The 26,215-nt window shown below is 60.8% G+C and carries 24 protein-coding genes and 1 pseudogene; 15 read left to right on the plus strand and 10 right to left on the minus strand.

Translation table 11 applies throughout. The features are described 5' to 3' along the window. Together AC1DU9_RS18735 and AC1DU9_RS18740 are read right to left on the minus strand one after the other, a co-directional pair. Positions 1-168: pseudogene (locus AC1DU9_RS18735) on the minus strand (IS110 family transposase); the annotation flags it as partial. Positions 169-384: 216 nt separating this feature from the next. Continuing rightward, positions 385-1,908: an AhpA/YtjB family protein gene (locus AC1DU9_RS18740; RefSeq protein WP_223462510.1), complete on the minus strand. Its 1,524-nt coding sequence runs from the start codon at positions 1,906-1,908 to the stop codon at positions 385-387. Between the two features lie 135 nt (positions 1,909-2,043). Between AC1DU9_RS18740 and serB the strand changes: the two genes are divergently transcribed. Further along, a complete protein-coding gene (serB, locus tag AC1DU9_RS18745) occupies positions 2,044-3,258 on the plus strand; it encodes a phosphoserine phosphatase SerB (protein WP_108218400.1) in 1,215 nt (404 codons plus the stop codon). Positions 3,259-3,378: 120 nt separating this feature from the next. Here serB and asd read toward each other — a convergent pair whose 3' ends face one another. From asd to AC1DU9_RS18760, 3 genes are read right to left on the minus strand one after another with little or no spacing between them, the layout of a single operon-like run. Continuing rightward, complete coding sequence (asd, locus tag AC1DU9_RS18750) at positions 3,379-4,239, minus strand: archaetidylserine decarboxylase (protein WP_477810607.1); 861 nt, start codon at positions 4,237-4,239, stop codon at positions 3,379-3,381. Between the two features lie 18 nt (positions 4,240-4,257). Continuing rightward, complete coding sequence (gene rhdA, locus AC1DU9_RS18755; protein WP_223462511.1) at positions 4,258-5,073, minus strand: thiosulfate sulfurtransferase; 816 nt, start codon at positions 5,071-5,073, stop codon at positions 4,258-4,260. A 41-nt stretch (positions 5,074-5,114) separates the two neighbouring features. After that, a complete protein-coding gene (locus AC1DU9_RS18760; RefSeq protein ID WP_477810608.1) occupies positions 5,115-6,653 on the minus strand; it encodes an HDOD domain-containing protein in 1,539 nt (512 codons plus the stop codon). 167 nt (positions 6,654-6,820) lie between these two features. Between AC1DU9_RS18760 and motA the strand changes: the two genes are divergently transcribed. Next, complete coding sequence (gene motA, locus AC1DU9_RS18765; RefSeq protein WP_108218404.1) at positions 6,821-7,672, plus strand: flagellar motor stator protein MotA; 852 nt, start codon at positions 6,821-6,823, stop codon at positions 7,670-7,672. A gap of 164 nt (positions 7,673-7,836) precedes the next feature. After that, the gene (motB, locus tag AC1DU9_RS18770; protein WP_223462513.1) at positions 7,837-8,883 is read left to right on the plus strand and encodes a flagellar motor protein MotB; all 1,047 of its coding nucleotides are present in this window, start codon (positions 7,837-7,839) and stop codon (positions 8,881-8,883) included. 51 nt (positions 8,884-8,934) lie between these two features. Here motB and AC1DU9_RS18775 read toward each other — a convergent pair whose 3' ends face one another. The 4 genes from AC1DU9_RS18775 to rsgA form a co-directional block, all read right to left on the minus strand. Further along, complete coding sequence (locus AC1DU9_RS18775; RefSeq protein ID WP_223462514.1) at positions 8,935-9,426, minus strand: toll/interleukin-1 receptor domain-containing protein; 492 nt, start codon at positions 9,424-9,426, stop codon at positions 8,935-8,937. After that, entirely contained in the window at positions 9,426-10,385 is a 960-nt protein-coding gene (locus AC1DU9_RS18780; protein ID WP_477810609.1) for a caspase family protein, read from the minus strand. Before AC1DU9_RS18780 ends, AC1DU9_RS18775 begins: the two co-directional genes overlap by 1 nt. 2 nt (positions 10,386-10,387) lie before the next feature. Continuing rightward, the gene (locus AC1DU9_RS18785; protein WP_223462516.1) at positions 10,388-10,795 is read right to left on the minus strand and encodes a TIR domain-containing protein; all 408 of its coding nucleotides are present in this window, start codon (positions 10,793-10,795) and stop codon (positions 10,388-10,390) included. 198 nt (positions 10,796-10,993) lie between these two features. Next, complete coding sequence (rsgA, locus tag AC1DU9_RS18790) at positions 10,994-12,025, minus strand: small ribosomal subunit biogenesis GTPase RsgA (RefSeq protein ID WP_223462517.1); 1,032 nt, start codon at positions 12,023-12,025, stop codon at positions 10,994-10,996. A gap of 107 nt (positions 12,026-12,132) precedes the next feature. Here rsgA and orn point away from each other — a divergent pair, with 107 nt between their 5' ends. Continuing rightward, on the plus strand, positions 12,133-12,675 hold the full coding sequence (gene orn, locus AC1DU9_RS18795) for an oligoribonuclease (protein WP_008035288.1): 543 nt from the start codon (positions 12,133-12,135) through the stop codon (positions 12,673-12,675). Between the two features lie 199 nt (positions 12,676-12,874). Next, positions 12,875-13,486: a trimeric intracellular cation channel family protein gene (locus AC1DU9_RS18800; RefSeq protein ID WP_150727886.1), complete on the plus strand. Its 612-nt coding sequence runs from the start codon at positions 12,875-12,877 to the stop codon at positions 13,484-13,486. On the opposite strand, the gene queG is transcribed toward AC1DU9_RS18800, so the two are convergent. Then, positions 13,468-14,547, minus strand: a complete 1,080-nt coding sequence (queG, locus tag AC1DU9_RS18805) for a tRNA epoxyqueuosine(34) reductase QueG (protein WP_223462518.1) — start codon at positions 14,545-14,547, stop codon at positions 13,468-13,470. The genes AC1DU9_RS18800 and queG overlap by 19 nt on opposite strands. Positions 14,548-14,610: 63 nt before the next feature. On the opposite strand from queG, the gene AC1DU9_RS18810 reads away from it, so the two are divergent. The 10 genes from AC1DU9_RS18810 (at position 14,611) to AC1DU9_RS18855 (ending at position 26,184) form a co-directional block, all read left to right on the plus strand. Beyond that, positions 14,611-16,110, plus strand: a complete 1,500-nt coding sequence (locus AC1DU9_RS18810; RefSeq protein WP_223462519.1) for an NAD(P)H-hydrate dehydratase — start codon at positions 14,611-14,613, stop codon at positions 16,108-16,110. After that, on the plus strand, positions 16,098-16,568 hold the full coding sequence (gene tsaE / locus AC1DU9_RS18815) for a tRNA (adenosine(37)-N6)-threonylcarbamoyltransferase complex ATPase subunit type 1 TsaE (protein WP_223462520.1): 471 nt from the start codon (positions 16,098-16,100) through the stop codon (positions 16,566-16,568). Before AC1DU9_RS18810 ends, tsaE begins: the two co-directional genes overlap by 13 nt. Further along, positions 16,569-17,999 (plus strand): N-acetylmuramoyl-L-alanine amidase, encoded by a 1,431-nt coding sequence (locus AC1DU9_RS18820; protein ID WP_411740709.1) that lies wholly within the window; start codon positions 16,569-16,571, stop codon positions 17,997-17,999. Next, positions 17,996-19,906 (plus strand): DNA mismatch repair endonuclease MutL, encoded by a 1,911-nt coding sequence (gene mutL, locus AC1DU9_RS18825; protein ID WP_223462521.1) that lies wholly within the window; start codon positions 17,996-17,998, stop codon positions 19,904-19,906. Before AC1DU9_RS18820 ends, mutL begins: the two co-directional genes overlap by 4 nt. After that, the gene (gene miaA, locus AC1DU9_RS18830; RefSeq protein ID WP_223462522.1) at positions 19,906-20,877 is read left to right on the plus strand and encodes a tRNA (adenosine(37)-N6)-dimethylallyltransferase MiaA; all 972 of its coding nucleotides are present in this window, start codon (positions 19,906-19,908) and stop codon (positions 20,875-20,877) included. The genes mutL and miaA overlap by 1 nt, the downstream gene beginning before the upstream one ends. Positions 20,878-20,970: 93 nt before the next feature. Beyond that, on the plus strand, positions 20,971-21,231 hold the full coding sequence (gene hfq / locus AC1DU9_RS18835) for an RNA chaperone Hfq (protein ID WP_007902656.1): 261 nt from the start codon (positions 20,971-20,973) through the stop codon (positions 21,229-21,231). 12 nt (positions 21,232-21,243) lie between these two features. Then, positions 21,244-22,545, plus strand: coding sequence for a ribosome rescue GTPase HflX (gene hflX / locus AC1DU9_RS18840; RefSeq protein ID WP_008048071.1), 1,302 nt, complete (start codon positions 21,244-21,246; stop codon positions 22,543-22,545). Positions 22,546-22,641: 96 nt separating this feature from the next. Continuing rightward, the gene (gene hflK, locus AC1DU9_RS18845; protein ID WP_223462523.1) at positions 22,642-23,817 is read left to right on the plus strand and encodes an FtsH protease activity modulator HflK; all 1,176 of its coding nucleotides are present in this window, start codon (positions 22,642-22,644) and stop codon (positions 23,815-23,817) included. Next, complete coding sequence (gene hflC / locus AC1DU9_RS18850) at positions 23,817-24,686, plus strand: protease modulator HflC (RefSeq protein ID WP_057712239.1); 870 nt, start codon at positions 23,817-23,819, stop codon at positions 24,684-24,686. The genes hflK and hflC overlap by 1 nt, the downstream gene beginning before the upstream one ends. Before the next feature lie 310 nt (positions 24,687-24,996). Then, a complete protein-coding gene (locus AC1DU9_RS18855; RefSeq protein ID WP_223462524.1) occupies positions 24,997-26,184 on the plus strand; it encodes an ATP phosphoribosyltransferase regulatory subunit in 1,188 nt (395 codons plus the stop codon). Positions 26,185-26,215 lie beyond the last annotated feature (31 nt).

The raw sequence follows: 26,215 nt of genomic DNA on the forward strand, positions 1-26,215 counted from the left end.
GCCGCAGGCCTCCATCACGACAGTGCAGGGCTCAAGGTTCATCAGGTGCTGCATGAGCGCTACCCGATTGAATTTTTTGCGGTACAGCTCGTGACCACGATCATCCTGTGCATGTAGATGAAAGGTGTGTTTTCCCAGATCGATGGCGGCAATAGCTACTTTGCTCATGGCAATGATCTCCGATAAGCCCCCTGTGAAAGCTTAGTGGTCGATCACAGGGGGCGGCGGGGGTAGCCATTTCATTAGGGGGCGGGGTCGTACGCAAGAATTGTATTCACAGAGACCAATGTGGGAGCGAGCTTGCTCGCGATGAGGCCCATCCAGGCAATGAAAAGCCCGCAGACGATCGCTCATCTGCGGGCTTCTTCACATCGGGGTCAAGGCTTAAGCCCGGCGCTCATGCATCCGCGCCAATTGCCGTTCAAGCATCGACGGATACGGCTCCATCAACCGCTCCACGCAGCATGCACCTTCAGGGCTGGCAATCGGGCGGATCCGTGCACGCTGGCGGATCAACGCGTCGTCGCTGATCTTGCGCTCCACCAGCAGCAGGTTGCGGCTGTGTTGCGACAGGGCCAGGGCGTCCTGGGCGGAGTCGGTCAGCAGCAGGTCGATCTGGCTCAGGCCGAACAGTTCGTCACCGAGTGTCAGGCCCAGCTGCAATTGCAGGGTGATACCGCTGTCCGCGACTTCGATCTGCAACTGGTGGCCGAGGGCCCGCAGCAGCTCGCCACAGCAAATGGCGTTGGTCAGGTAATCGTCACCGCAGTCTTCCGTGTGGAACAGCATCAGCGTGCTGCCGTCGTTCAAGGTCTCCACTTCGCCTTGATACAGCGAAGCGGCCTGGTCGAGACAATCGCGATAGCGTTCGAGCAGTTCTTCAAGCCGCGCCCGCGGCAGGCGTCGCAGTTGCTCCTGGGAGCCCAACTGCACTGCCAGCACCGCGCTGTGTTGCGGCACGCTCGGCGTGGCCTTGCGGATCACCGGTTGTGGGGTGCTGTCCAGCGACTCGTCGCGCAGATCGGCGAACGGGTCTTCGTCATCGTCGTCTTCGACGGTGCTGACGATTTGCCGTGGCGCTGGCTTGAGCGCGGCTACGGGGCGGCTCTCGTCGAAACTCGGGTCGCGCAGGTTACGGACTTCGAAGGCCGGGTCGGCCTCGTCATCCATGTCGTCGAATTCTGGTTCCGGCTCCGGTTCCGGCACTGGGGCGGGCTCCGGGGCGAAGTTGGCGTGCAGTTGGCGCGCCAGGTCACCGATTTCGTCCTGGCGGTCGGTGGCCGGGGTGTATTCATCGATATTGCGCAGCCACACCCGTAATTGCAGCAGCGGCGTGGAGAGATAACGCCCCATGCGCAGGCTCAAGGCCAGAGACAGGGCCAGCAGGATGGCGCTCAAAATGCCCATGCTCTGCAGGCTGATGGTCATCGGCTGCTGGAACTGGTCCATGTCCAGACTGATACGCAATTGCCCGGCAGTCACGTCCTGGAAGGTGATCTTGCTCTGGTACATGCCCTCGGCTTCGCCCAGCAGGCCATGCTTGGGGCGCTGGCCGGACTCGGCAAGGATACGGTTGTCCGGACTGTAGATGGCAGCGTGAGCCACCAGTTTGTTCTTGGTCAGGTTGTTGAGCAGCACGTTGAGGCTGAGGATGTCGTTGGACACCAACAGCTCGGTGGCCGAGGTGGCCGTCTGCGTAGTCAGGCTTTCGCCCAGCGCATCCGCCTGCTCGTGCATGGCCTGCTTGAACTGCAAGCCCATCACACCGGCATAGATGACCAGGGCCAGGGCGACCAGGATCACGTTATGGCTGGCGATGCGCAATGCAATCGGTACACGGCGGTGGCGCAGTGCCCGGAAGATCAGCAGGAAGAAGTTGTCGGTTTTTACTGGCGTGGGCCGGTTCACTTGAGCTCGGCTCTTTTGTCCGTGAAGTTGACGCGCAGTATAGCGACAGGCCCTAGGCCGTCAAAGCGCTCGCGGTGCCCGATGGTCACTGAAAGTGGGTAGAATGCGTTTTTTTTCCACCTGCGGGGGTGCGCCTTGCGCGAAATCGTCCTGATAAACATCACGGGAGTCGACCGTCCGGGTCTGACTGCGGCCATTACCGGCGTTCTGGCCCAGGGTGGTGTGAACATTCTCGACATCGGTCAGGCGGTGATCCACGACACCTTGTCGTTCGGCATCCTGGTTGAAATTCCCGACACCGAACAAGGCAAGTCCGTGCTCAAGGACATCCTGTTCAAGGGGTACGAGCTCGATCAACAGGTGCGTTTCACGCCGGTGTCCGAAGAGGATTACCAGCAGTGGGTCGGCAACCAGGGTAAAAAACGCCACATCGTGACCCTGTTGACCCGCAAGGTGACAGCCGGGCAGTTGCAGGCCGTGAGTTCGATCACCGCCAAATATGGCCTGAACATCGACCACATCGATCGTCTGTCCGGGCGTATGCCGCTGGATACGCCGGCCGACAAGGGCAAGGGTTGCATCGAGTTTTCCGTGCGTGGCGAGGCGGCTGATCCGCAGGCGCTGCGTGCCGAATTCCTCAGCGTTGCCCAGGAACTGAACGTCGACATCGCCTTCCAGGAAGATTCGCTGTTCCGGCGCAACCGTCGCCTGGCGGTGTTCGACATGGATTCAACGCTGATCGAAGCCGAAGTGATCGATGAACTGGCCAAGGCGGCCGGTGTGGGTGACAAGGTTTCGGAAATCACCGAACGGGCGATGGCCGGTGAGCTGGATTTTCGCGCCAGCTTCAAGGAGCGCCTGGCCTTGCTCAAAGGTCTGGACGTCAATGTACTGGATTCCATCGGTGCCTCGCTACGCCTGACCGAAGGCGCCGAAACCCTGTTCGCCGAGCTCAAGCGCCTGGGCTACAAGACTGCGATTCTGTCGGGCGGCTTCACCTACTTCGCCAAGCAATTGCAGGCCAAGCTGGGTATCGACTACGTGTTTGCCAACGAGCTGGAAGTGGTCGACGGCAAAGTCACCGGCGTGGCGGTCGAGCCGATTGTCGATGCGCAGCGCAAGGCCGATTTGCTGAAGGAACTGGCGCACAAGGAAGGTTTGCGCCTGGAGCAGACCATTGCGGTCGGCGACGGTGCCAACGACCTGCCGATGCTGGCGATTGCCGGGTTGGGCGTGGCATTTCGCGCCAAGCCGCTGGTCAAGCAGTCGGCCAAGCAGGCGATTTCGACCCTGGGTCTGGATGGTGTGTTGTACTTGCTGGGCTTCCGCGATCGCGACGGCCAGCTCTAAAACAACTGTAGGAGCGAGCCTGCTCGCGATGGACGTTAACGATGACGCGGGCTTTCTGAATGCACGCGTCGCCTATTCACTCATCGCGAGCAGGCTCGCTCCTACAGGTTTGCGTACAAATCAGGCCTTCGGTGAGCCCATGCCCTGACCCATCTGCACCGCTGTACCGGCGGTCATTTCTTCAGCCCACTTCACCTGATCCGGCCCGAACAGCACGACAGCGGTCGAACCCAGCTTGAAGCGACCCAGTTCTGCGCCTTTTTCCAGGTGGATCGGCGCGCGTGCGGCTTCGTCGTAGCGGAAGGTTTTCAGCTCGCGCTTCGGCGGCGTCACCAGACCGGCCCAGACGGTTTCAATCGAAGCCACGATCATCGCACCCACCAGCACCACGGCCATCGGCCCGCGTTCGGTGTCGAAAATGCACGCCACGCGCTCGTTGCGGGCGAACAGTTCCGGAACGTTTTCAGCGGTGGTCTGGTTGACCGAGAACAGGCGACCCGGGATGTAGACCATCTCGCGCAGGGTACCAGCCAGTGGCATGTGCACGCGGTGGTAGTCCTTCGGCGACAGGTAGATGGTCGCGAAGTCGCCACCCATGAACGGCGCAGCGTTTGCCGCATCGCCACCCAACAGTTCCAGCACGCTGAAGCTGTGGCCCTTGGCCTGGAACACACGACCGTGCTCGATCGGGCCGAGCTGGCTGATCGCGCCGTCGGCCGGGCTGAGGATCGCGCCCGGGGTTACGTCCAGCGGACGGGCACCGTCTTTCAGCGCACGGGTGAAGAACGCGTTGAAGTGTTCGTAGGCGGTCAGGTCTTCGACCAACGCCTGGGACATGTCCACCTGGTAACGCTTGGCGAACCAGGCGGTAAAGGCATTCTTGAACCAGCGCACGCGGCATTCGGCAATGCAGCCGGCCAGTCGCGAGAGCAAGTTGTGGGGCAGCAGGTACTGGCCGAGGAGAAACAGACGCTTGTTCATTAACGGTCCTTAAAAATCTTAAATTTCTACCGGGGTATCGGGATGGTTGCCCCATTCGCCCCAGGAGCCGGCGTAGCCTTTGACCCGCGGATAACCGAGAGCCTTGGCCACCAGATAGGTGAAGCCAGAACGATGGTGAGTCTGGCAGTGGGTAATCACTTCTTTGTCTTTGCTGATCCCGAGTTGTTCGAGGATCTGCTGCATGTCGGTGCGGATGCGCAACTGGCGCGCCTGATCCATGCCGGCGGTCCATTCGAAATTGACCGCGCCGGGAATGTGCCCGCCCTTGGCTGCGAGGACTTTCTCGCCGGAGTACTCCAGCGGTCCGCGAGCATCCCAGATTGCCAGGTCGGCGGCGCCGAGACGGCTTTGCAGGTATTCGCGGGTGGCGGTGGGTTCATCGTGCAAGGTCAGTGGAACCGGGCCGCCCACGGGTGGCGGGATCTGGATCGACATGGGCAAACCTTCCGCCAGCCAGGCCCGCAGGCCGCCATCTATATAGTGGTACTTGCTGTGGCCGATGACATCCAGCAGCCAGATGAAGCGCCCGGCCCAACCGCCGCCTTCGTCGTCATACACCACGTAGACCGCGTCGGGGTTGTGTCCCAGTTCACCAAACAGCGTTTCGAGTGCTGCCTGCGGGGGCATCAGCCCCGGTGCGGGGGCCTGGCCGAGCTGCGTGCGTTTCGGATCGACAAAGCGCGCGCCGGGAATGTGCCCTTCGGCGTAGCGGGCGGGACTGGTCAAGTCCACCAGAATCAGTTCGCGGGCGTCGAGGCGAGGGAGCAAGTCGCTCGGCTCGATCACCAGCGGCAAGCCAGAGAAGTCAGACATGTGAGGTCTCCAGAGCACAAAAGGGAGGATTGTAACGCAGCTTATTGGCCACGGTGGCTAAAGCTGTGCAGGGCTTTCTCGATGCACTGTGCGGTTTTGCCGAAGGCCTGTACGGAAATTTCCGAAAAGGGCCCGCCGCCTTGATCCGCCACGACGATCATGATCACCCGGCCATTGTTGACCAGTGAACGCAGCAGCAGGTGTTCACCGCTGAACTGTGAGCGCAGGCCGTTGGGCAGCAGGGCCGAGAATTGCGCGTTGTTGGCTGGTGTCAGGCGCACTTGGGCCTGTTGCGCGAGCAGGCGTTGCAAGACGTTGCTCTGGCTGACCACGAAGTTCAACCCGGCCGCTTCCTTCGGCAGGCCGACCGTCTGGTGCACGCGCAGGTTGGCATGAGTGCGGTCGGCCATCAGGATCATCACCCGACGCATGCCGCAGGCCACCAGGGCGTCCCGGGCGGCGATGGTCAGGTGTATGGCATTGGTGAAGCGACTCGGCTCGACCAGCAATTCGGCACATTGTTTGCGCCACTTCGCCAGGTCTTCGGCGCTGGGTGCCGCTGCCGGCAGCAAGCCTGCGTGGACACGGTTCATACCCCACGGCCAGATCAGCGATTCGGCAGGGTGCCAGAGGTCGGGCATGGCGTGTTGGCGTGCGCTGTTGGCGGCTTGCTGGTGCAGTTGCTGTTGCACCTCGTCCATCGGCATTTGCAGGTAAAGGCTGGTCAGGAATTGCCAGCGCTCACTGTGCGGGCTGTCCCAGGCGTGTTGCGCCGACAGCGCCAGCCCGTTGGCCAGTAGCACTGTGTTGGCCGGCTGATTGAGCCAGCGACGCAGGGTCGGATCGTCATCGAGACGGTTCTGCTGGCGTAATGGATGCTCACTGTCACGGGCGATGCGCAGGACTTTCACCAGTTCCCGCTGCTCGGTGAGCAACAGGCGATAACCCTGCTGCACCCAGATCGGCAATCGCCAGACCTCCACCAGCGCCTGGCCGATGTTTAGCAGGCGTACACCAAACAGTTGCTGTTCGACTTTGCGTGCCGACTCACCTTTATGGATGACCCGCAGCTCCCACTCTTCGAGCAGTTTCGGATGAGTCAGCGCCAAAGGCCACAGGGGCGATAGAAACAGCAGGCTGCCCCAGTGGATGTCCTGCCACAGGCGTGCCAGGCGACTGGCAAAAAAACCGTTGGCCTGTTGCGTGGCGTGCCGGCTGATCATCTGCAGCTGACGCAAGACTTTGGGAATCTCGGACTGGGGTTCGGCGGGAAGCCGCGCAAGCAGTTCTTCGGTGCGCTTCAGGCCGAGGCGATTGATCGCGATCTCGAGGTTTTCCGCAGGCTCGGTCATGCCGCCATGGGTGTGCCGGTTGGCTTCGCGAATCACGCTCAAGGCCAGGGCCGGGCTGCCTTGCATGAGGTCGGCGATATCGCGCAGCGAGCTGCGATTGTCGCCAATGGCTTTGCAGACACGGTCGTGGCTGGCTTGCGGAACCGGCAGGCGTACGCCATCGAGAAGCTTGACCCAGCCTTCGAGAGTGGTCGGTTTCGGGGTTGGAACGTTCGTTTCGTTAACCATGGTGGGAGGCGATCATCGTCAACATTACCTGGGCCCGGATGGGGTCAAATCAGTTTTTCGCCTGAACTGCCTATAGTCTGGCGCAGTTTTGCCGATAAGGAGAAGAAGAGATTTTTTAACTTCCGAATATGACCTTGAACCCGACTCAGTAAGTGCTCCCCTAACCTATGGCTAAAATTATCGGCATCATCGTCGTATTCGCGAGCGTGCTCGGCGGATACGTGCTTTCCCACGGCAAGATTGCCGCCCTGATCCAGCCTTTCGAGGTCATGATCATCGGCGGTGCCGCCCTCGGCGCATTCTTGCAGGCCAACCCCGGCCACATGACGATGCACGTGCTCAAGAAGTCCCTGAGCATGTTCGGCTCGCGTTTCAATCATGGCTTCTACCTTGAAGTGCTGGGCCTGATCTACGAGATCCTCAACAAGAGCCGCCGCGAAGGCATGATGGCCATCGAAGGCGACATCGAAGATGCCGCCGCGAGCCCGATCTTCGCCAAGTACCCGACTGTTCTCAAGGACGAGCGCATGACCGCGTTCATCTGCGATTACCTGCGCATCATGTCCTCCGGCAACATGGCTCCGCACGAGCTGGAAGGCTTGTTCGACATGGAACTGTTCAGCCTCAAGGAAGACCTGGAACACCCATCCCACGCCGTGAACGGCATCGCCGACGCCATGCCCGGTTTCGGTATAGTCGCGGCGGTACTGGGGATCGTGGTGACCATGGCTTCGCTGGGGGAGGGCGATCAGAAATCTATCGGCCTGCACGTGGGTGCGGCACTGGTGGGGACCTTCTTCGGTATTCTCGCCGCCTACGGCTTCTTCGGCCCGCTGGCCCATTCCCTGGCCCACGATGCCAAGGAAGAACTGAACGTCTACGAAGCCATCAAGGCCTCGCTGGTGGCTTCGGCTTCCGGCATGCCGCCATCGCTGGCCGTGGAGTTCGGACGCAAGGTGCTGTACCCGGCGCACCGTCCAAGCTTCGCCGAGCTGGAACAAGCGGTTCGCGGTCGTTAGTGCTTTGTTTCGCAAATACGTTCCTTTTTTGGCAAGTGACTGTTGTTGCCAGACAAGGCGCCGCGACGAGTCATAGCCCGCTATGGCGAGGAGCGGCAACGCGGTATGGCGACAACAGGCACTGCCAAAAAGGAACAGTATTTGTGAGACAGAGCACTTAGGTTATGGAAAACAATCAGCCGATAATCATCAAGCGCGTCAAGCGCATCGCCGGCGGACACCACGGAGGCGCCTGGAAAATCGCCTTCGCGGACTTCGCCACAGCGATGATGGCGTTCTTCCTGGTGTTGTGGCTGCTGTCCACCGCCACGCCGGAACAGAAGATTGCCATCGCCGGTTACTTCAAGGACCCGATCGGTTTTTCCGAAAGCGGCACGCCGTACATCATCGATCTGGGCGGCACCCCGACCCTGGCGCCGGAAAACACCCTCAACCCCGAAGTGAAGTCCCAGCCGCAGCCGGACAAGGTCACCATCGATACCGACCAGGTTGAAGGCATGGCCGAGCAGGTCGAGAAAGAACGCCTCGAACTGTTGCTGCAAGAACTGCAGAACAAGGTTGAAGAGAACCCGCAACTGCAGAAGTTCAAGGATCAGATCCTGTTCGAAATCACGCAGGACGGCCTGCGTATCCAGATCATGGACGCAGAAAACCGCCCGATGTTCGACTCGGGGTCGGCTCGTCTGAAACCGTATTTCGAAGACATCCTGCTGGCTCTGGCCGACACCATCAAAGCGGTGCCGAACAAGATCAGCATCAGCGGCCACACCGACGCCAAGCCGTATACCGGCACCGGCGATTTCGGTAACTGGGAGCTTTCGGCCAACCGTGCCAACGCCGCGCGTCGTGCGCTGGTGGCGGGCAGCTATCCGGAAGCGCAGGTGGCACGGGTGGTCGGTTATGCCTCGTCGGCCCTGTTCGATCGCGAGCATCCGTTCAACCCGGTGAACCGTCGTATCGACATCGTGGTGCTGACCAAGAAAGCCCAGCGTGCGATCGAAGGTTCGCAAGGTGTGGAGCCTGCTCCTAATGCGCCGCAAGGTTCGGCGGCTCCGGGAGCCGCACCGGCTACACCGGTCGACCCGAATGCGTTGCCGGCGGACAAGGAACCGCTGCCGGCTCACGAACTGCGTGAGCGTCTGAACCTGTTTGATAACCCGGCGCTGAAGCCGGGCGAGCCAGCCAAACCGGCTGAACCGCCCAAGCAGTGACCGACAAGAAAGCCGACAGCGATGTCGGCTTTTTTATTGGCGTTTTCTACGTTAAAACCCACGGATGATTCGGGACTTGAGCTCGGCGTGAAAGCGATCCGCATTGGATTTGTTGACGCTGCGCACCGACTCGCTACCGTTCACCGAATCCAGTGACATCGAGCGCTTGAGCATCGACTCGGTGCGATAAGCATCGATAAAGAACTCGATGTCCCGGTCGCTGGTCAGCTTCGGCCATTTATCGAGGTACAGCGGCAGCTCGGTCGGGCCGGTCTTGAACGAGCAGATGCGCCGGTTGGTGATGGTCGCCTCGCCGATTTCGAACGGTACCCACCAGGACAGGGCGGTTTTCTCCGACACCACCGCCAGCAGGTGCGTGCATTCGCTGATGTTGCGGGTGATCACCCCGGTGATGTCATCAGTGGTCTGGGATTCGGCATCCAGTACGTCGAGGTAGGTCTTGATGTTGGCCTGGATCAGGCGCGTGTTGATTTTGACCGCGAGGGCGCGATCCATGTGGCGGTAGCTGATAAACACTGGCATCAGAAATGTCCCTTGATCGCGAGTTCGCGGTAATAGGCGCCGAGGGCGGTGAGGCGGCAGCCGGTGGCGTGAATGGCGGCGTAGTACATGTGCTCGGCGTCTACCGGTTCGACCAGGCTGTGGCGGTTGCACTTTTGCAGCTGGGCGAAGACTTCGCCGTGCTCCGGGTTGAATTCAGGTTCGGTGGGCTCAAAGCTGGGGGCGAGGGGGTACACCGACTCGGCTTCGGCAAACCATTCGGGGAGTTTGCGCAGGATTTCCTTGGGGATCAGCGGCGATACTTCGCGCAGGGAAATGAACTGCGAGACGTTGGTCTTGAACACCGGACGCTGTTCCCAGGCATCAAGCGCGTTGTCGACAAACGAATAAAGGCTGCCGGGGGTGATCTTGCCCAGGATGTTCGCGGCGCCGCCGTGCAGGGCCTGGAGCAACAATCCGGTGAACACGCCGTGTTGCGCGCCCTCCATCGCCGGTTCTTCCTTTTTACAGGCAGTCAGAATGGTCATGCCTTCGCCGACCACACTGCCTTCACTGCGCAAGGCGCGCAGTTCGCCGGCCGAGCCGCTCTGGCAACAATCGAGAATGATCACTTTGTTTTTGATCTTCGTGGCCTTGCTCGCCCAGTTGAGAATGTCGCTCAGGCGAATCCCGTCCTTGGCGCTCTTGTAATCCTGCGGGATCAACATGCCTTCGTCGGTGTCGGTATCGAAGCTGCCGTGGCCGGCGAAATACAGCAGCGCGACATTGCAGTCCCCGGCAAACAGCTCGCGGATCTGGTTCTCGAGTTTTTCCCGGCTCAGGTAGTCCTCGGCGGATGTCAGCACTATGTTCTTGAAGTTCGGATCGCCATTGGCGTCGGTCTTCAGCACCGAGGCCATGGCCATGGCGTCATTGCTGCAACCGCTCAGGCGCGAAACGTGGGTGTAGTCGTTGATGCCGATAAACAGTCCCTTGCGCATGGTTACACCGCCGTATGCTGGCGAATCGCGGTGATGATGCTGTTGGTGTTCCACGCACATTCGGCATGTGCCGCGTCACGTACCACCGTGGAAATCCGCTCTGCACCGAACGGCTTGATCGCGATGATCACCTTGCCCATGCGCTTGGCGATCTCGATTTCCTTGTTGATCCACTTGCTGTAGGTGGAATACATCCCGGCCATGATCAATACCGCCGAACACGGGCGAATCTTGTTTTCGATGGCATCCTCAAGTTGTTTGTCGGTTTTCGCGCCGACAATCGGGTTGTCCGGTGGCACCGAAAAATTCTTGTAGGTGAAGCCAGGCTTGGCGTTGAGCAGGCGCACGAGATTGTCGTGGGCGTCGGAGTAGTTCCACGAATGGCTGATGAACAGGTGGTAGGTTTGCATGGGTGTCCCTCGGAGTCGCTGGAGTGCGAAGAGGGTCTGAAGCTAGGCTATTGGCTGGCGGCTACAAGGGGATGTGACTTAAAGAGAAATGCCCTACAAGCGCCGGTGCGGGGGTCTTACAGAAAGGTCTGATGTTCAAGCAGGGGAAGACCCAGCCGCCGGCCGCCCCGCTGAAGGCAGGGCGGTCGGTACGTCTGTTTAATAGCCGTTTTCCGGCAGGCTGGCGATGATCGAACGGTAGCTGTTCATCCGTTGCTGCTGCACGCGGCCGTCTTCCAGGGCCTTGAGCAGGGCGCAACCGGGTTCGCGGTCATGCTTGCAGTCACGGAAGCGGCAGGTGCCGAGCAGGTCGTTGAATTCGATGAAGCCGGCCTCGACATCGGCACGGCTGACGTGGCCCAGGCCGAATTCGCGGATGCCCGGGGAGTCGATCAACTCACCGCCGCCGGGGAAGTGGAACAACCGCGCGGTGGTGGTGGTGTGAGTGCCCTGGCCGGACAGCTCGGACAACGGGCCGACGCGGGTTTCGACATCCGGCAGCAGGCTGTTGACCAGCGACGACTTGCCGACACCGGACTGACCGACGAACACGCTGATGCGCCCGTCGAGTTGCTTCTGCAACTGCTCCATACCATTGCCGTGGTGCGCCGACACTTCCAGCACCGGATAGCCGAGGGTGCGGTACACCGCGAGCAAGGCATTCAGCGCCGGGGCGTTGTTGTCATCGATCAGGTCGAACTTGTTCAGCAGCAACAGCGGTTTGATGCCCGCATGTTCGGCTGCGACCAGATAGCGGTCGATCAGGTTGGCGTGGGGCTCGGGCAGCGGTGCAAACACGATGACGATCATGTCGACGTTGGCCGCAACAGGCTTGAGCTGACCACGGCTATCCGGGCGGCACAGCTCTGTGTTGCGCGGCAGTTGCGCCACGATCACGCCGATACCCTGGTTGCCGGCACGCCAGACCACCTGATCGCCGGTCACCAGCGCCGGCAGGTTGGCGCGCAGGTGGCAACGGAACACCTGGCCGGCCAGTTCGCCGTCGCGGGCCTCGACCTCGACCTGCACACCGAAGTGCGCGATCACCAGGCCGTGCTGTTCCGGGCCCAGATCGCCGCCCTCAAGCGCCTCGACAGCGGAGGACTCGCGTTTGGCGGCGCGGGCAGCGCGTTCGCCCTGAATCTTTTCGATGCGCCAGTTTTGACGACGATTGAGTTGGCGTTTGGCCATGGGTGTTCCGTATCAAGAATGCAGCGATTAGGTAAAACGGCCGCGAGTTTAGCACGCCCGGCCACCGGCCTAGGCTAAACTGCGCAGCATTGCCTAGGAGCCGACACATGCAAAACCCACAGAACCTGATCTGGATCGACCTGGAAATGACCGGTCTGAACCCGGACACCGACGTCATCATCGAAATGGCCACCATCGTCACCGACAGTGACCTGAACACCCTGGCCGAAGGCCCGGTGATCGCCATTCACCACAGCGACGAAATCCTCGCCGGCATGGACGAGTGGAACACCCGTCAACACGGCGGTTCCGGGCTGACCCAACGGGTTCGCGACAGCCGCATCAGCATGGCCGAAGCCGAAGCCGAAACCATCGCCTTCCTGGAGAAGTGGGTGCCGAAGGGCAAGTCGCCGATCTGTGGCAACAGCATCTGCCAGGACCGTCGCTTCCTTTATACCCACATGAAATCCCTGGAAAGCTTCTTCCACTACCGCAACCTCGACGTGTCCACGCTCAAAGAGCTGGCTGCGCGCTGGGCACCGGACGTGCGCGACAGCTTCAAGAAGGGCAGCACCCACCTGGCGCTGGACGACATCCGCGAATCCATTGCCGAGTTGCAGCACTATCGCAAGCATTTCATCAAGTTCTGATTCACAGCCGGCCGTACCGGCCCCATCGCGAGCAAGCTCGCTCCCACAGGGTCGGCGCTGTACCTGTGGGAGCGAGCTTGCTCCGGGCGGCGTTCCGACGATGGCTTAGGCACAGTCGCCACCAGTGGTCGAGTGGCGCCCTCTTTTGGTGCCAGGGTGAAGTGAGTAGACTGCGCGCCTTTTTGCAAGGATCGCCACCATGCTGCTGATGCTCTACCTGATCGCCATCACCACCGAAGCCATGACCGGTGCCCTGTCTGCCGGGCGTCGTGGCATGGACTGGTTCGGTGTGGTGTTGATCGCTTGTGTCACGGCGCTGGGTGGCGGGTCGGTGCGCGACGTGCTGCTCGGGCACTACCCGCTGACCTGGGTCAAACACCCGGAATACCTGGTGCTGACGTCTGTCGCCGCGATGATTACGGTGTTCACGGCGCGTTGGATGCGCCATCTGCGTTCACTGTTCCTGGTGCTCGATGCCATGGGCCTGGTGGCTTTTACCCTGATCGGCTGCATCACCGCCCTGGAAATGGGCCATGGCATGTTGGTGGCCTCGGTCAGCGGGGTGATCACCGGCGTCTTCGGCGGCATCCTGCGGGACATTTTCTGCAATGATATTCCGCTGATCTTCCGGCGCGAGCTCTATGCCAGCGTGTCGTTTGCGGCGGCGTGGTGCTACATGCTCTGCATCTATCTGCAATTACCCGATGAACAATCGATTCTGATCACCCTGTTCGGTGGATTTTTGCTGCGCTTGCTGGCGATCCGTTTTCACTGGGAAATGCCCAAGTTCGTCTACAACGACGAAGCCTGACGTTCGGCATGTTGGCGCAATGCCCACTCGACATGTTCACGTACCAGTTGCGAAGGATGTTCCCGTCGCGCCTTCAGCGCTTCCAGCACCGGAATCGTTGAAGGCGCATTGCCCAGGCCCACCGCCAGGTTGCGCAACCAGTTTTCGTAACCGGTCCGGCGTAGCGGCGAGCCTTCGGTACTGCTGAGAAACTTCTCTTCATCCCACATGAACAGTTCCGCCAGCCCGGCGTTGTCCAGGTTGTGCCGCGGCTTGAAGTCGCTTTCACCGGACGGACGGGCGAAGCGGTTCCACGGGCAGACAATCTGGCAATCATCGCAACCGAACACCCGATTGCCGATCAGTGGCCGCAAATCTTCAGGGATCGCGCCTTTGAGTTCGATGGTCAGGTAGGAGATGCAACGTCGGGCATCCAGAACATAGGGGCCGACGAAGGCATTGGTCGGGCAGATGTCGAGGCAGGCGCTGCACCGCCCGCAGTGTTCGGTGACGTGGGGCGGGTCTACTGGCAGCGGCAAGTCAACGAACAATTCGGCGAGGAAGAAATAACTGCCTGCCTTGCGATTCAAAACCAGAGTGTTTTTGCCGATCCAGCCCAGGCCGGCCTGTTCGGCGATGGCTTTTTCCAGCACCGGGGCGCTGTCGACGAATGCGCGATAGCCGAAAGGCCCGATGACCGCCTGGATCTTTTCCGCCAATTGTTGCACGCGTTTACGGATCAACTTGTGGTAATCGCGACCCAGGGCATAACGCGAGACGTAGGCTTTTTCCGGCTGGGCGAGCATTTTTGCCATGTGGGTGTCGCCCGCCAGGTAGTCCATGCGCAGGGACACCACGCGCAATGTGCCCGGCACCAGCTCTTCGGGGTGCGAGCGTTTACTGCCGTGGGCGCCCATGTAGTCCATTTCGCCGTGGTAGCCGGCGGCGAGCCAGCGCTCCAGATGCTGCTCATGCTCGGCCAGGTCGAGGCCGCTGATGCCGACTTGTTGAAAGCCCAGCTCACGGCCCCAGTCCTTGATGGATTGGGCGAGGGCGGACAGGTCTGTGGTAATAGCGGGCATGAGGCGAGAGAAACCGGAGCTGAGGTGCGTATAATTCTGCCAGACATCGGAGCCCGAAGACGCATGCCGCACATTAAAGATGAATTACCCGACGCGCTGTACAGCGCTGCACAAGTGCGAAGCCTCGATGCGAGCCTGATCGCGGCCGGCACACCGGGCTTCGAATTGATGCAGCGTGCAGCGTATGCGACCTGGCGGGCCTTGGTTCGCCAATGGCCGACAGCGAAAGAAATGAGCGTGCTGGCCGGTCACGGCAACAATGCCGGGGATGGGTATCTGGTGGCGGCGCTGGCCAAACGTGCCGGTTGGACAGTGCGGGTGCTGGCGGTGGGGGATCCGCGGCGCTTGCAGGGTGATGCAGCGTTGGCCCATGCCGAGGCAGTGTCTGAAAAAGTGCTCATCGAGCCCTGGACCGCACAATCCGGATTGCGCGGCATTGTGCTGGATGCTTTGCTTGGCACCGGACTGGGCGGCGATGTGCGTGAGCCGTATGCCAGCGCCATCGCCGCGATCAACTCCAGCGGGTTGCCGGTTGCGGCGGTGGATATCCCTTCAGGGCTGTGCGCCGATACCGGTCGTGTGCTTGGCTGCGCGGTGTGTGCCGACCTGACGGTGACGTTCATCGGGTTGAAGCTGGGGGTATTCACCGGTGATGCGGCGGATGTGGTGGGTGAGCTGGTGTTCAACGACCTGCACGCCGATCCACATCTGCTCGAGGCGGCACCGCGCAGCGCCCTTCGCCTGACGGCGGCTAATCTGCCGCGTCTGGCCTTCCGGCGACCTGCTTCCCATAAAGGCAAGTTCGGCCATGTGCTGCTGATCGGCGGTGATCGCGGTTATGGCGGAGCGATCCTGCTGAGCGCGCAGGCTGCGCTGCGCAGCGGTGCGGGCATGGTGTCGGTGGCGACCCGCGGTGAACATGTGCCGGCGGCCCTGGCCAGAATCCCCGAGGCCATGGTGTTGGGCGCTTCTTCGGCCAATCAGTTGATGGAGTTGCTGCAAAAAGTTTCCGTATTGGTGGTTGGCCCGGGTCTGGGGCAGGCCGCCTGGGGGCGCAGCCTGTTATCGGCCGCCGCCAACGCACCGCTGCCGCAAGTCTGGGATGCCGATGCACTGAACATGTTGGCCGAAGCGTGTGTGAGTTTGCCCAGGGATTGCGTGATCACGCCGCATCCAGGGGAGGCCGCACGGTTGCTGGGCCTGAGCACTGCCGAGGTTCAGGCTGATCGTCCTGCGGCTGCCCGTGCATTGAGCGAAAAATATACAGCGGTCGTGGTGCTCAAAGGTGCCGGAAGTTTGATCGCCAGTCCCGATGGGCGTCTGGCACTGTGTCATCAGGGGCATCCGGCGATGGCCACTGCCGGTTTGGGAGATGTGCTGGCCGGTTTGCTCGGCGCATTGCTGGCCCAGGGCATGGCCGCATTCGACGCGGCCTGCCTGGGAGTCTGGCTGCACGCCAATGCCGGCGAGCAACAAGGAAAATTGGGCCGTGGGCTGGCGGCCAGTGATCTGATTCCAGCCATTCGTCAGTTGTTGGAGGAGCAAGCACCGTGTCTGAAGTAACCCTGTACCTGGCCGATGAGCAGGCCATGAGCGACTTTGGCGCACGCATTGCCCGAATCACCGAAGGCCATGGCCTGATCTTCCTCGAGGGCGACCTGGGGATGGGCAAAACCACGTTGTCCCGAGGCATCATCCGCGGCTTGGGGCATGTCGGGGCAGTAAAAAGCCCGACGTTCACCCTGGTTGAACCCTACGAGATCGGCGACATTCGCGCCTTCCATTTCGATCTGTATCGCCTGGTCGACCCGGAGGAGCTTGAGTACCTCGGTATCCGCGACTACTTCGAAGATGACGCGCTGTGCCTGATCGAGTGGCCCGACAAAGGTGCAGGCTTTTTGCCAAAGCCTGACCTGACCATTACCATTAGCCCGCAAGACAGCGGGCGTTCGCTGAAAATTTTATCCCAGGGCTCGCGTGGCGAGATCTGGTGTGCCGTTTTGGCATTGGAATCCAAATAGATGATGGGGTTAGGTATGCGCTTTCGCGCGTTGGTGGCTGCCGTAGGGGTGTTGTTTTTGGCGGTAACCGTCGACGCTGTGGCCGATTCGAAGGTCAACAGTGTTCGTCTGTGGCGGGCACCGGACAACACACGACTGGTGTTTGACCTGACCGGCCCGGTGCAACACAGCGTCTTTACCCTGACGGCTCCGGATCGCCTGGTCATCGACATCAATGGCGCGACCCTCGGTGCGCCGCTCAACGTCAACACCTCGAACACCCCGATTACCGCCATGCGTTCGGCCCAGCGAACGCCGACCGACCTGCGGGTGGTTATCGATCTGAAAAGGGCGGTAACGCCGAAGAGCTTCTCCCTGGCGCCGAACGCCCAGTACGGCAACCGGTTGGTGGTCGATCTGTTCGATAACGCCGCGGATGCCGCTCCTCCTCCAGCGCCGACACCGTCGGTCGCCACGGTGCCTGCCGTGCCGGTCACGCCTGCTGAGCCGGCAATCAAGCTGCCGCCGGCTCCGGCCGGCAAGCGCGACATCATTGTGGTGATCGACGCCGGTCACGGAGGCGAAGACCCGGGTGCCTCGGGCTCTCGTGGTCAACGGGAAAAAGACGTGGTACTGGCCATCGCCCGTGAACTGCAACGGCAGGTCAACGGCATGAAAGGCTTCCGCGCCGAACTGACCCGTACCGGCGACTATTTCATTCCGTTGCGCGGCCGTACCGAAATTGCCCGCAAGAAAGGCGCCGACCTGTTTGTCTCGATCCACGCCGACGCCGCGCCTTCTACCGCCGCTTTCGGTGCCTCGGTCTTTGCCCTGTCTGATCGCGGCGCGACCTCGGAGACGGCCCGTTGGCTGGCCGACAGCGAAAACCGTTCCGACCTGATCGGTGGTGCCGGCAACGTCAGCCTCGATGACAAGGACCGCATGCTTGCCGGCGTGCTGCTTGACCTGTCGATGACCGCATCCCTGACGTCCAGCCTGAACGTGGGTCAGAAGGTGCTGAGCAATATCGGCCGGGTTACGCCGCTGCACAAGCAGCGGGTCGAGCAAGCCGGGTTCATGGTGTTGAAGTCGCCGGATATTCCGTCGATCCTGGTGGAAACCGGGTTCATCTCCAACGCCGACGAAGCCTCGAAACTCGCGGCATCGAGCCATCAGCAGGCGTTGGCGCGTTCGATCAGCAGCGGCGTGCGTCAGTTCTTCCAGCAGAACCCTCCACCGGGCACTTACATCGCCTGGCTGCGTGATTCCGGCAAAATCGCCCAAGGCCCACGTGACCACCGGGTAAACCCGGGCGAAACGCTGGCGATGATCGCCGTGCGCTATCAGGTGTCGCCCGCGACCCTGCGCAGCGCCAACAACCTGTCGAGCGATGAGCTCAAGATCGGTCAACACCTGACTATTCCGGGCACTGAATTGGCGGCCAAAGAATGAATCAGGTCGAGAACAACAGCGCTCGCATCGAGCTGCTCAGCCCGCGACTGGCGAACCAGATTGCCGCGGGTGAGGTGGTCGAACGCCCGGCTTCGGTGATCAAGGAGCTATTGGAAAACAGCCTTGACTCCGGTGCCAGGCGTATCGATGTCGATGTGGAGCAGGGCGGCGTCAAGCTGCTGCGGGTGCGCGACGATGGCAGCGGCATTTCCGCCGATGACCTGCCGCTGGCCCTGGCCCGTCACGCCACCAGCAAGATCCGCAACCTGGAAGACCTCGAACAGGTCATGAGCCTGGGGTTTCGTGGTGAGGCCCTGGCATCGATCAGCTCCGTCGCGCGCCTGACCCTGACCTCGCGCACCCGCGACGCCGATCAGGCCTGGCAGGTCGAGACCGAGGGCCGGGACATGGCGCCCCGCGTGCAGCCTGCGGCCCACCCGGTGGGCACTTCGGTTGAAGTGCGCGACCTGTTCTTCAATACGCCGGCACGTCGCAAATTTCTCAAGACTGAAAAAACCGAATTCGATCACCTGCAAGAAGTGATCAGGCGCCTGGCCCTGGCGCGCTTCGATGTGGCGTTCCATCTGCGCCACAACGGCAAGACCATCCTCAGCCTGCACGAGGCCCATGATGATGCGGCCCGTGCCCGGCGCGTGGCGGCGATCTGCGGGCCGGGCTTCCTGGAGCAGGCGCTGCCGATCGAGATCGAGCGCAACGGTCTGCATCTATGGGGTTGGGTCGGCTTGCCGACCTTCAATCGCAGCCAGGCCGATTTGCAGTATTTCTTCGTCAATGGCCGTGCCGTGCGCGACAAACTGGTGGCCCACGCGGTACGCCAGGCCTATCGCGACGTTTTGTTCAATGGTCGGCACCCGACCTTTGTGCTGTTTTTCGAAGTCGATCCGACCGGCGTCGACGTCAACGTGCACCCGACCAAGCACGAAGTGCGCTTCCGTGAAGGACGCATGGTTCACGATTTTCTCTATGGCACCTTGCACCGTGCCTTGGGCGATGTGCGACCGGACGATCATCTGGCGGCGCCGGTCGCCACGGCCATCGTCCGGCCTACCGGCCTTGAAGCCGGTGAATTCGGGCCCCAGGGCGAAATGCGCCTGGCTGCCAATGCGCTGCTGGAACAGCCTCAGGCTCAGCCGTCGTTCAATACACCGGCGGGTTCGGGAGCTGGCGCGGGTTATCAGTATCAATACACACCGCGTCCGCAGTCCGGTGTGCCCGTCGCCGAAGCACAGGCCGCCTATCGCGAGTTCTTTGCGCCGCTGCCCGAGGCCAATGCCGTTGCGCTACCGGCCGGGCAGGACGACATTCCGCCGCTGGGTTATGCACTGGCACAACTCAAGGGCATCTACATTCTTTCGGAAAACGCCCAGGGCCTGGTACTGGTGGACATGCATGCCGCCCACGAGCGGATCATGTATGAGCGTCTGAAGGTGGCGATGGCCAGCGAGGGCCTGAGCGGCCAGCCGTTGCTGGTACCGGAGTCCCTGGCTGTCAGCCAGCGTGAAGCCGATTGCGCCGAGGAGCATGTCGCCTGGTTCCAGCGCCTGGGCTTTGAATTGCAGCGCCTGGGCCCGGAAACCCTGGCGATCCGGCAGATTCCGGCACTGCTCAAGCAGGCCGAGGCCAACCGGCTGGTCGCTGACGTCCTGGCCGACCTGATGGAGTTCGGCACCAGCGACCGCATTCAGGCGCACCTGAACGAATTGCTCGGCACCATGGCCTGCCATGGCGCGGTTCGTGCGAATCGGCGTTTGGCCCTGCCGGAAATGAACGGTCTGCTGCGTGACATGGAAAACACCGAGCGCAGCGGTCAATGCAACCATGGCCGACCGACCTGGACCCAGCTGGGCCTGGACGATCTGGACAAACTGTTCTTGCGCGGTCGTTGATGAGCCAGTTCCCACCTGCGATTTTCCTGATGGGCCCGACCGCCGCCGGCAAGACCGACCTGGCCATCGAACTCACCAAGGTCCTGCCTTGCGAGTTGATCAGCGTCGATTCGACGCTGGTCTACCGTGGCATGGACATTGGCACCGCCAAGCCTTCCAAAGAGCTGCTGGCGCAATATCCGCATCGTCTGGTCGATATTCTCGACCCGGCCGAGAGCTATTCGGCCGCGGATTTCCGCCGTGACGCCCTGGAAGCCATGGCGGAGATCACCGCACGCGGAAAAATTCCGCTGCTGGTGGGCGGCACCATGCTCTATTACAAGGCTTTGGTCGAAGGTCTGGCGGATATGCCGGCGGCCGATCCCGACGTCCGCGCGCAAATCGAAGAAGAGGCTGCACGCCTTGGCTGGCAAGCCTTGCATGAACAATTGGCGGTGATCGATCCGGAGTCTGCGGCGCGGATTCACCCGAACGATCCCCAGCGCCTCAGTCGGGCGCTGGAGGTTTATCGTGTCAGCGGTCAAAGCATGACTGCCCTGCGTTTGCAACAATCTGCGCAAAGTACTGAAGCAGCCGCTTCGGGACGGCAACAATTGCCCTATACTGTCGCGAACTTGGCCATTGCCCCGGCAAATCGCCAGGTACTGCACGAGCGAATTAAACAAAGATTCACTTTAATGTTGGAACAGGGATTCATTGACGAGGTCGTAGCCCTGCGTAAAAGAGGTGACCTGCATGCCGGGTTGCCGTCTATACGTGCAGTAGGCTACCGCCAAGTCTGGGATTACCTGGATGGCAAGCTGACACAAGCCGAGATGCAGGAGCGAGGAATCATTGCCACGCGCCAATTGGCGAAGCGTCAGTTCACCTGGCTACGCAGTTGGGCTGATTTACACTGGCTGGACAGCCTGGATTGCGACAATCTGCCACGCGCCTTGAAATACCTGGGGGCCATCTCCATATTGAGCTGAGTCCTTGCAATTGCCGTCTATCCTTGGGGGTGGGGCGGCCAAAGTCATCTGATTACCTATTTTTTATATTGAATCCTTAAAGGAGTGCGGCACATGTCAAAAGGGCATTCGCTACAAGACCCTTACTTGAATACGTTACGTAAAGAGAAAGTTGGGGTGTCCATCTATCTGGTCAACGGTATCAAACTGCAAGGCACGATCGAGTCGTTCGACCAGTTCGTTATCCTGTTGAAAAACACCGTCAGCCAGATGGTCTACAAACACGCTATCTCTACAGTGGTGCCGGTTCGTCCAATTCGTCTGCCTAGCGCAACCGAATCCGAAGCTGGTGACGCTGAGCCAGGTAACGCCTGATAGGAGTCTCCTTTGTTCTTTGAGCGCCACGGTGGTGGTGAGCGAGTAATCCTCGTTCACTTGGATGGACAGGACCCTGAGGCGCGCGAAGATCCGCAGGAGTTTCAGGAACTGGCTAATTCGGCGGGTGCCGAGACCGTCGCGTTTTTTAACGTGCCACGTCATCGGCCCACCGCCAAGACACTGATTGGCAGTGGCAAGGTCGAGGAACTGCGCGACCTGGTCAAAGCCGAACAGGCCGATCTGGTGATTTTCAATCACATTCTCACACCCAGTCAGGAGCGTAACCTCGAACGTGTTTTCGAGTGTCGCGTGATCGACCGTACCGGCCTGATTCTCGATATTTTCGCCCAGCGCGCCCGTACCCATGAAGGCAAGCTCCAGGTCGAACTGGCCCAGCTTGACCACATGAGCACCCGGCTGGTTCGTGGATGGACTCACCTTGAGCGCCAAGGTGGCGGTATCGGTATGCGTGGCCCAGGTGAAACCCAGCTGGAAACCGACCGCCGTTTGCTGCGGGTTCGCCTGCGGCAGATCAAGGGTCGGCTGGAGAAAGTACGCAGCCAGCGAGAACAGTCGCGCCGTGGCCGATCGCGTGCGGATATTCCTACCGTGTCCCTGGTGGGGTACACCAACGCCGGTAAATCCACGCTCTTCAATAACGTGACGAAATCCGACGTCTACGCAGCTGACCAATTGTTTGCCACGCTGGACCCGACCCTGCGCCGTCTGGATATAGACGATCTGGGGCCGATTGTCCTGGCGGACACTGTGGGTTTCATTCGCCACTTGCCCCACAAGCTGGTCGAAGCATTTCGGTCTACCCTCGAAGAGTCGAGTAACTCCGATCTGTTGTTGCACGTGATCGATGCGGCCGAACCGGATCGCATGTTGCAGATCGAGCAGGTAATGGTGGTGCTGGGCGAGATTGGTGCTCAGGACTTGCCGATCCTCGAGGTCTATAACAAACTCGATTTGCTTGAAGGCGTTGAGCCACAAATCCAGCGCGACGAAAACGGCAAGCCCCAACGGGTCTGGCTGTCGGCGCGTGATGGCAGTGGTCTGGAATTGCTTGAGCAAGCCATTGCCGAGTTACTGGGCAGTGATTTGTTTGTCGGTACCTTGCGCTTGCCGCAACGATTCGCTCGACTGCGTGCACAGTTCTTCGAGCTCGGTGCGGTGCAGAAAGAAGAACACGACGAAGAAGGCATCAGTTTGCTGGCCGTTCGTTTGCCCCGGGTCGAGTTGAATCGACTGGTAAGCCGCGAGGGATTGCAGCCGATGGAATTCATCGAGCAACACACTTTGCAATAAAAGCCTGAGAAAGCGGTTGTGCCGCGGTGACAGGCATTCTGTAGCATTGGTCGGCGCGCCGTGGGTGCGTCTTTGCTTTATCAGATGGAGAGCGCTATGGCTTGGAATGAGCCGGGTGGCAACTCGAATAATCAGGATCCTTGGGGTGGCAAGCGTCGTAACAACGGCGACCGCAAGGGACCACCGGATCTCGACGAGGCCTTCCGAAAGCTGCAGGAAAGCCTGAACGGTTTGTTCGGTGGCGGTAAGAAACGTGGTAGCGACGACGGCGGTGGTCCGGGCAAGAGTGGCGGCTTTGGCGGCCTGCTCGGCATCGGTCTGGTCGTGCTGGCCGCCGTTTGGCTGTACAGCGCGGTTTATGTCGTCGACGAGCAGGAGCAGGCCGTAGTGCTGCGCTTCGGCAAGTACTACGAAACCGTAGGTCCGGGCCTGAATATCTACTTCCCGCCGATCGACAGGAAGTACCTGGAAAACGTCACGCGTGAGCGTGCCTATACCAAGCAGGGCCAGATGCTGACTGAAGACGAGAACATCGTCGAAGTGCCGCTGACCGTGCAGTACAAGATCAGCAACCTGCAGGACTTCGTGCTGAGCGTCGATCAGCCGGAAATCAGCCTGCAGCACGCGACCGACAGCGCCTTGCGTCATGTGGTGGGTTCTACTGCGATGGACCAGGTGCTGACCGAAGGTCGTGAATTGATGGCCAGCGAAATCAAGGAGCGTCTGCAACGCTTCATGGATACCTACCGCACCGGTATCACCGTTACCCAGGTCAACGTACAGAGCGCAGCAGCACCGCGTGAAGTGCAGGAAGCCTTCGATGACGTGATCCGTGCCCGTGAAGACGAGCAGCGTTCGCGCAACCAGGCTGAAACCTATGCCAACGGCGTCGTGCCGGAGGCCCGTGGTCAGGCCCAGCGCATCCTTGAAGATGCCAATGGCTACCGTGACGAAACCGTCTCGCGCGCCAAGGGTGAGGCCGATCGCTTCACCAAGCTGGTCGCCGAGTACCGCAAGGCCCCTGAAGTCACCCGCCAGCGTCTGTACCTGGACACCATGCAGGAAGTCTTCAGCAACACCAGCAAGGTTCTCGTGACCGGCAACAAGAACGGCCAGAACAACCTGCTGTACCTGCCGCTGGACAAGATGGTCGAAAGTGGACGCAACACCAGCACTCCGATGAGCGGTGCGGCAGCCACCAGCAATGAAGCGAATACGCGTGCGGCAGCTGATCTGCAGCAACAGCAAGCTCGTACCAGGGAGAGTCGCTGATGAGCAATAAATCGCTGATCGCCCTTATTGTCGGCGTCGTCGTGGCGATCGCTGCCTGGAACTGCTTCTACATCGTGGCTCAGACCGAGCGTGCGGTGTTGCTGCAGTTCGGTCGCGTGGTCCAGACCGATGTTCAGCCAGGCCTGCATGTGAAAGTGCCTTACGTCAACCAGGTGCGTAAATTCGACGCACGCCTGATGACGCTGGACGCACCGACACAACGCTTCCTGACGCTGGAAAAGAAAGCCGTGATGGTCGATGCCTTCGCCAAGTGGCGCGTGAAGGACGCAGAGCGTTACTACACCGCGACTTCCGGCCTCAAGCAGATCGCCGACGAGCGTCTGTCTCGCCGTCTGGAATCGGGCCTGCGTGACCAGTTCGGTAAGCGCACCTTGCACGAGGTGGTGTCGGGTGAACGTGATGCGCTGATGGCGGATATCACGGCTTCGCTGAACAAGATGGCTGAAAAGGAACTGGGCATCGAAGTTGTCGATGTTCGGGTCAAGACCATCGACCTGCCGAAAGAAGTGAACCGCAGCGTGTTCGAGCGTATGAGCACCGAGCGTGAGCGTGAAGCTCGTGAGCATCGTGCCAAGGGTAACGAGCTGGCCGAAGGCATTCGAGCCGACGCCGATCGTCAGCGCCGCGTGCTGCTGGCTGAGGCCTATCGTGAATCCGAGGAGGTTCGCGGTGACGGTGATGCCCAGGCCGCTGCGATCTATTCCAAGGCCTACGGTCAGGATCAGGAGTTCTACGCGTTCTATCGTAGCCTGCGCGCCTACCGTGAAAGCTTCGCGAACAAATCCGACGTCATGGTCCTCGACCCAAGCAGCGACTTCTTCCACTACCTGGAAAAAGCCAAGCCTTGATACGACGTTGACCTGAATCCTCCCGCCGGGCGGCTAAAACCTCTGGCGGGGTGATCCTTTGGGAAAACGTGTGTATGATGCGGCAGCCGGGAAATTCCCGGCTTTTTTGCGTCTGCATGTTTGATTGCTGTTTTTAAGCAGATGCCGGGCCGATGGGCTCGACAGTTTTTCGAGGAAAGTGGTCAGCGAAGCCGGTAGAAGGGCTTTTCGCTCCGTCGCTCATGCGCGTGGTTTGCGCACAAGCTGATCATTTTCTGCTTCACTCAAGGATCGCCGACAGGTTGGTCGCCCGGATATAGGGGAAGGCGTAATGGCAACGGTAGACCGCTGGCTTCTGCCAGATGGCATCGAAGAAGTACTGCCACCGGAAGCTGCGCGCATTGAAGTCGCGCGTCGTCAGGTGTTGGATCTGTTCCAGGGCTGGGGTTACGAGTTTGTCGTGACTCCCCATATCGAGTACCTGGAATCCCTGCTGACCGGCGCGGGCCAGGACCTGGATCTGCGCACTTTCAAGGTCATCGACCCGCAATCGGGCCGTCAGATGGGTTTCCGTGCCGACATCACGCCGCAAGTGGCGCGCATCGATGCGCATACCCTGCGTCGTGAAGGCCCAAGCCGCCTGTGCTATGCCGGTAGTGTCCTGCACGCCCAGCCTCGCGCCTTGTCGTCCTCGCGCAGCCCGATTCAACTGGGTGCCGAGTTGTACGGCGACGGCAGTCCGAGCAGCGACGTCGAAGTCATCAGCCTGATGCTGGCCATGCTGCAACTGGCCGATGTGTCGGATGTGCACATGGACCTCGGCCATGTCGGTATCTACCGTGGCCTGGCCCGCGCTGCCGGTTTGTCCGGTGAAGTCGAGCAACAGTTGTTCGATGCTTTGCAACGCAAGGCCATCGATGAGGTCATTACCTTGACCGAGGGCTTGCCTGCCGATCTGTCGGGCATGCTGCGCGCGTTGGTCGATCTGTGTGGCGGCCGTGAAGTGCTGGCTGCGGCCCGCGAGCGTCTGGCCAAGGCGCCTGCACCTGTTCTGACCGCGCTGGACGACTTGCTGGCGATTGCCGAGCGGCTGTCCGTGCGTTTCCCTGAGCTGCCGCTGTATTTCGACCTGGGCGAGCTGCGTGGCTACCACTACCACACCGGTGTAGTGTTCGCCGTGTTCGTGCCGGGTGTTGGCCAGTCCATTGCCCAGGGCGGTCGCTACGACGACATCGGCGCCGACTTCGGTCGCGCGCGTCCGGCAACCGGTTTCTCTACTGATTTGAAAACCCTGGTGACCCTGGGGCGTGCTGAGATCGAGCTACCGTCTGGCGGTATCTGGATGCCTGACAGTACGGATGCAGCACTCTGGCAGCAGGTTTGCCAGTTGCGCAGTGAGGGTCAGCGTGTCGTTCAGGCTTTGCCTGGACAACCTTTGGCCGCCGCCCGTGAAGCGGACTGCGACCGGCAATTGATTCAGCAGAACGGGCTTTGGCAAGTTTCGCCACTGGCTTCTTGAGTTTTCCTGCCGGCCGCCGCCGGCACCAAGT

It is taken from the genome of Pseudomonas sp. P4_C1 (assembly GCF_056402155.1).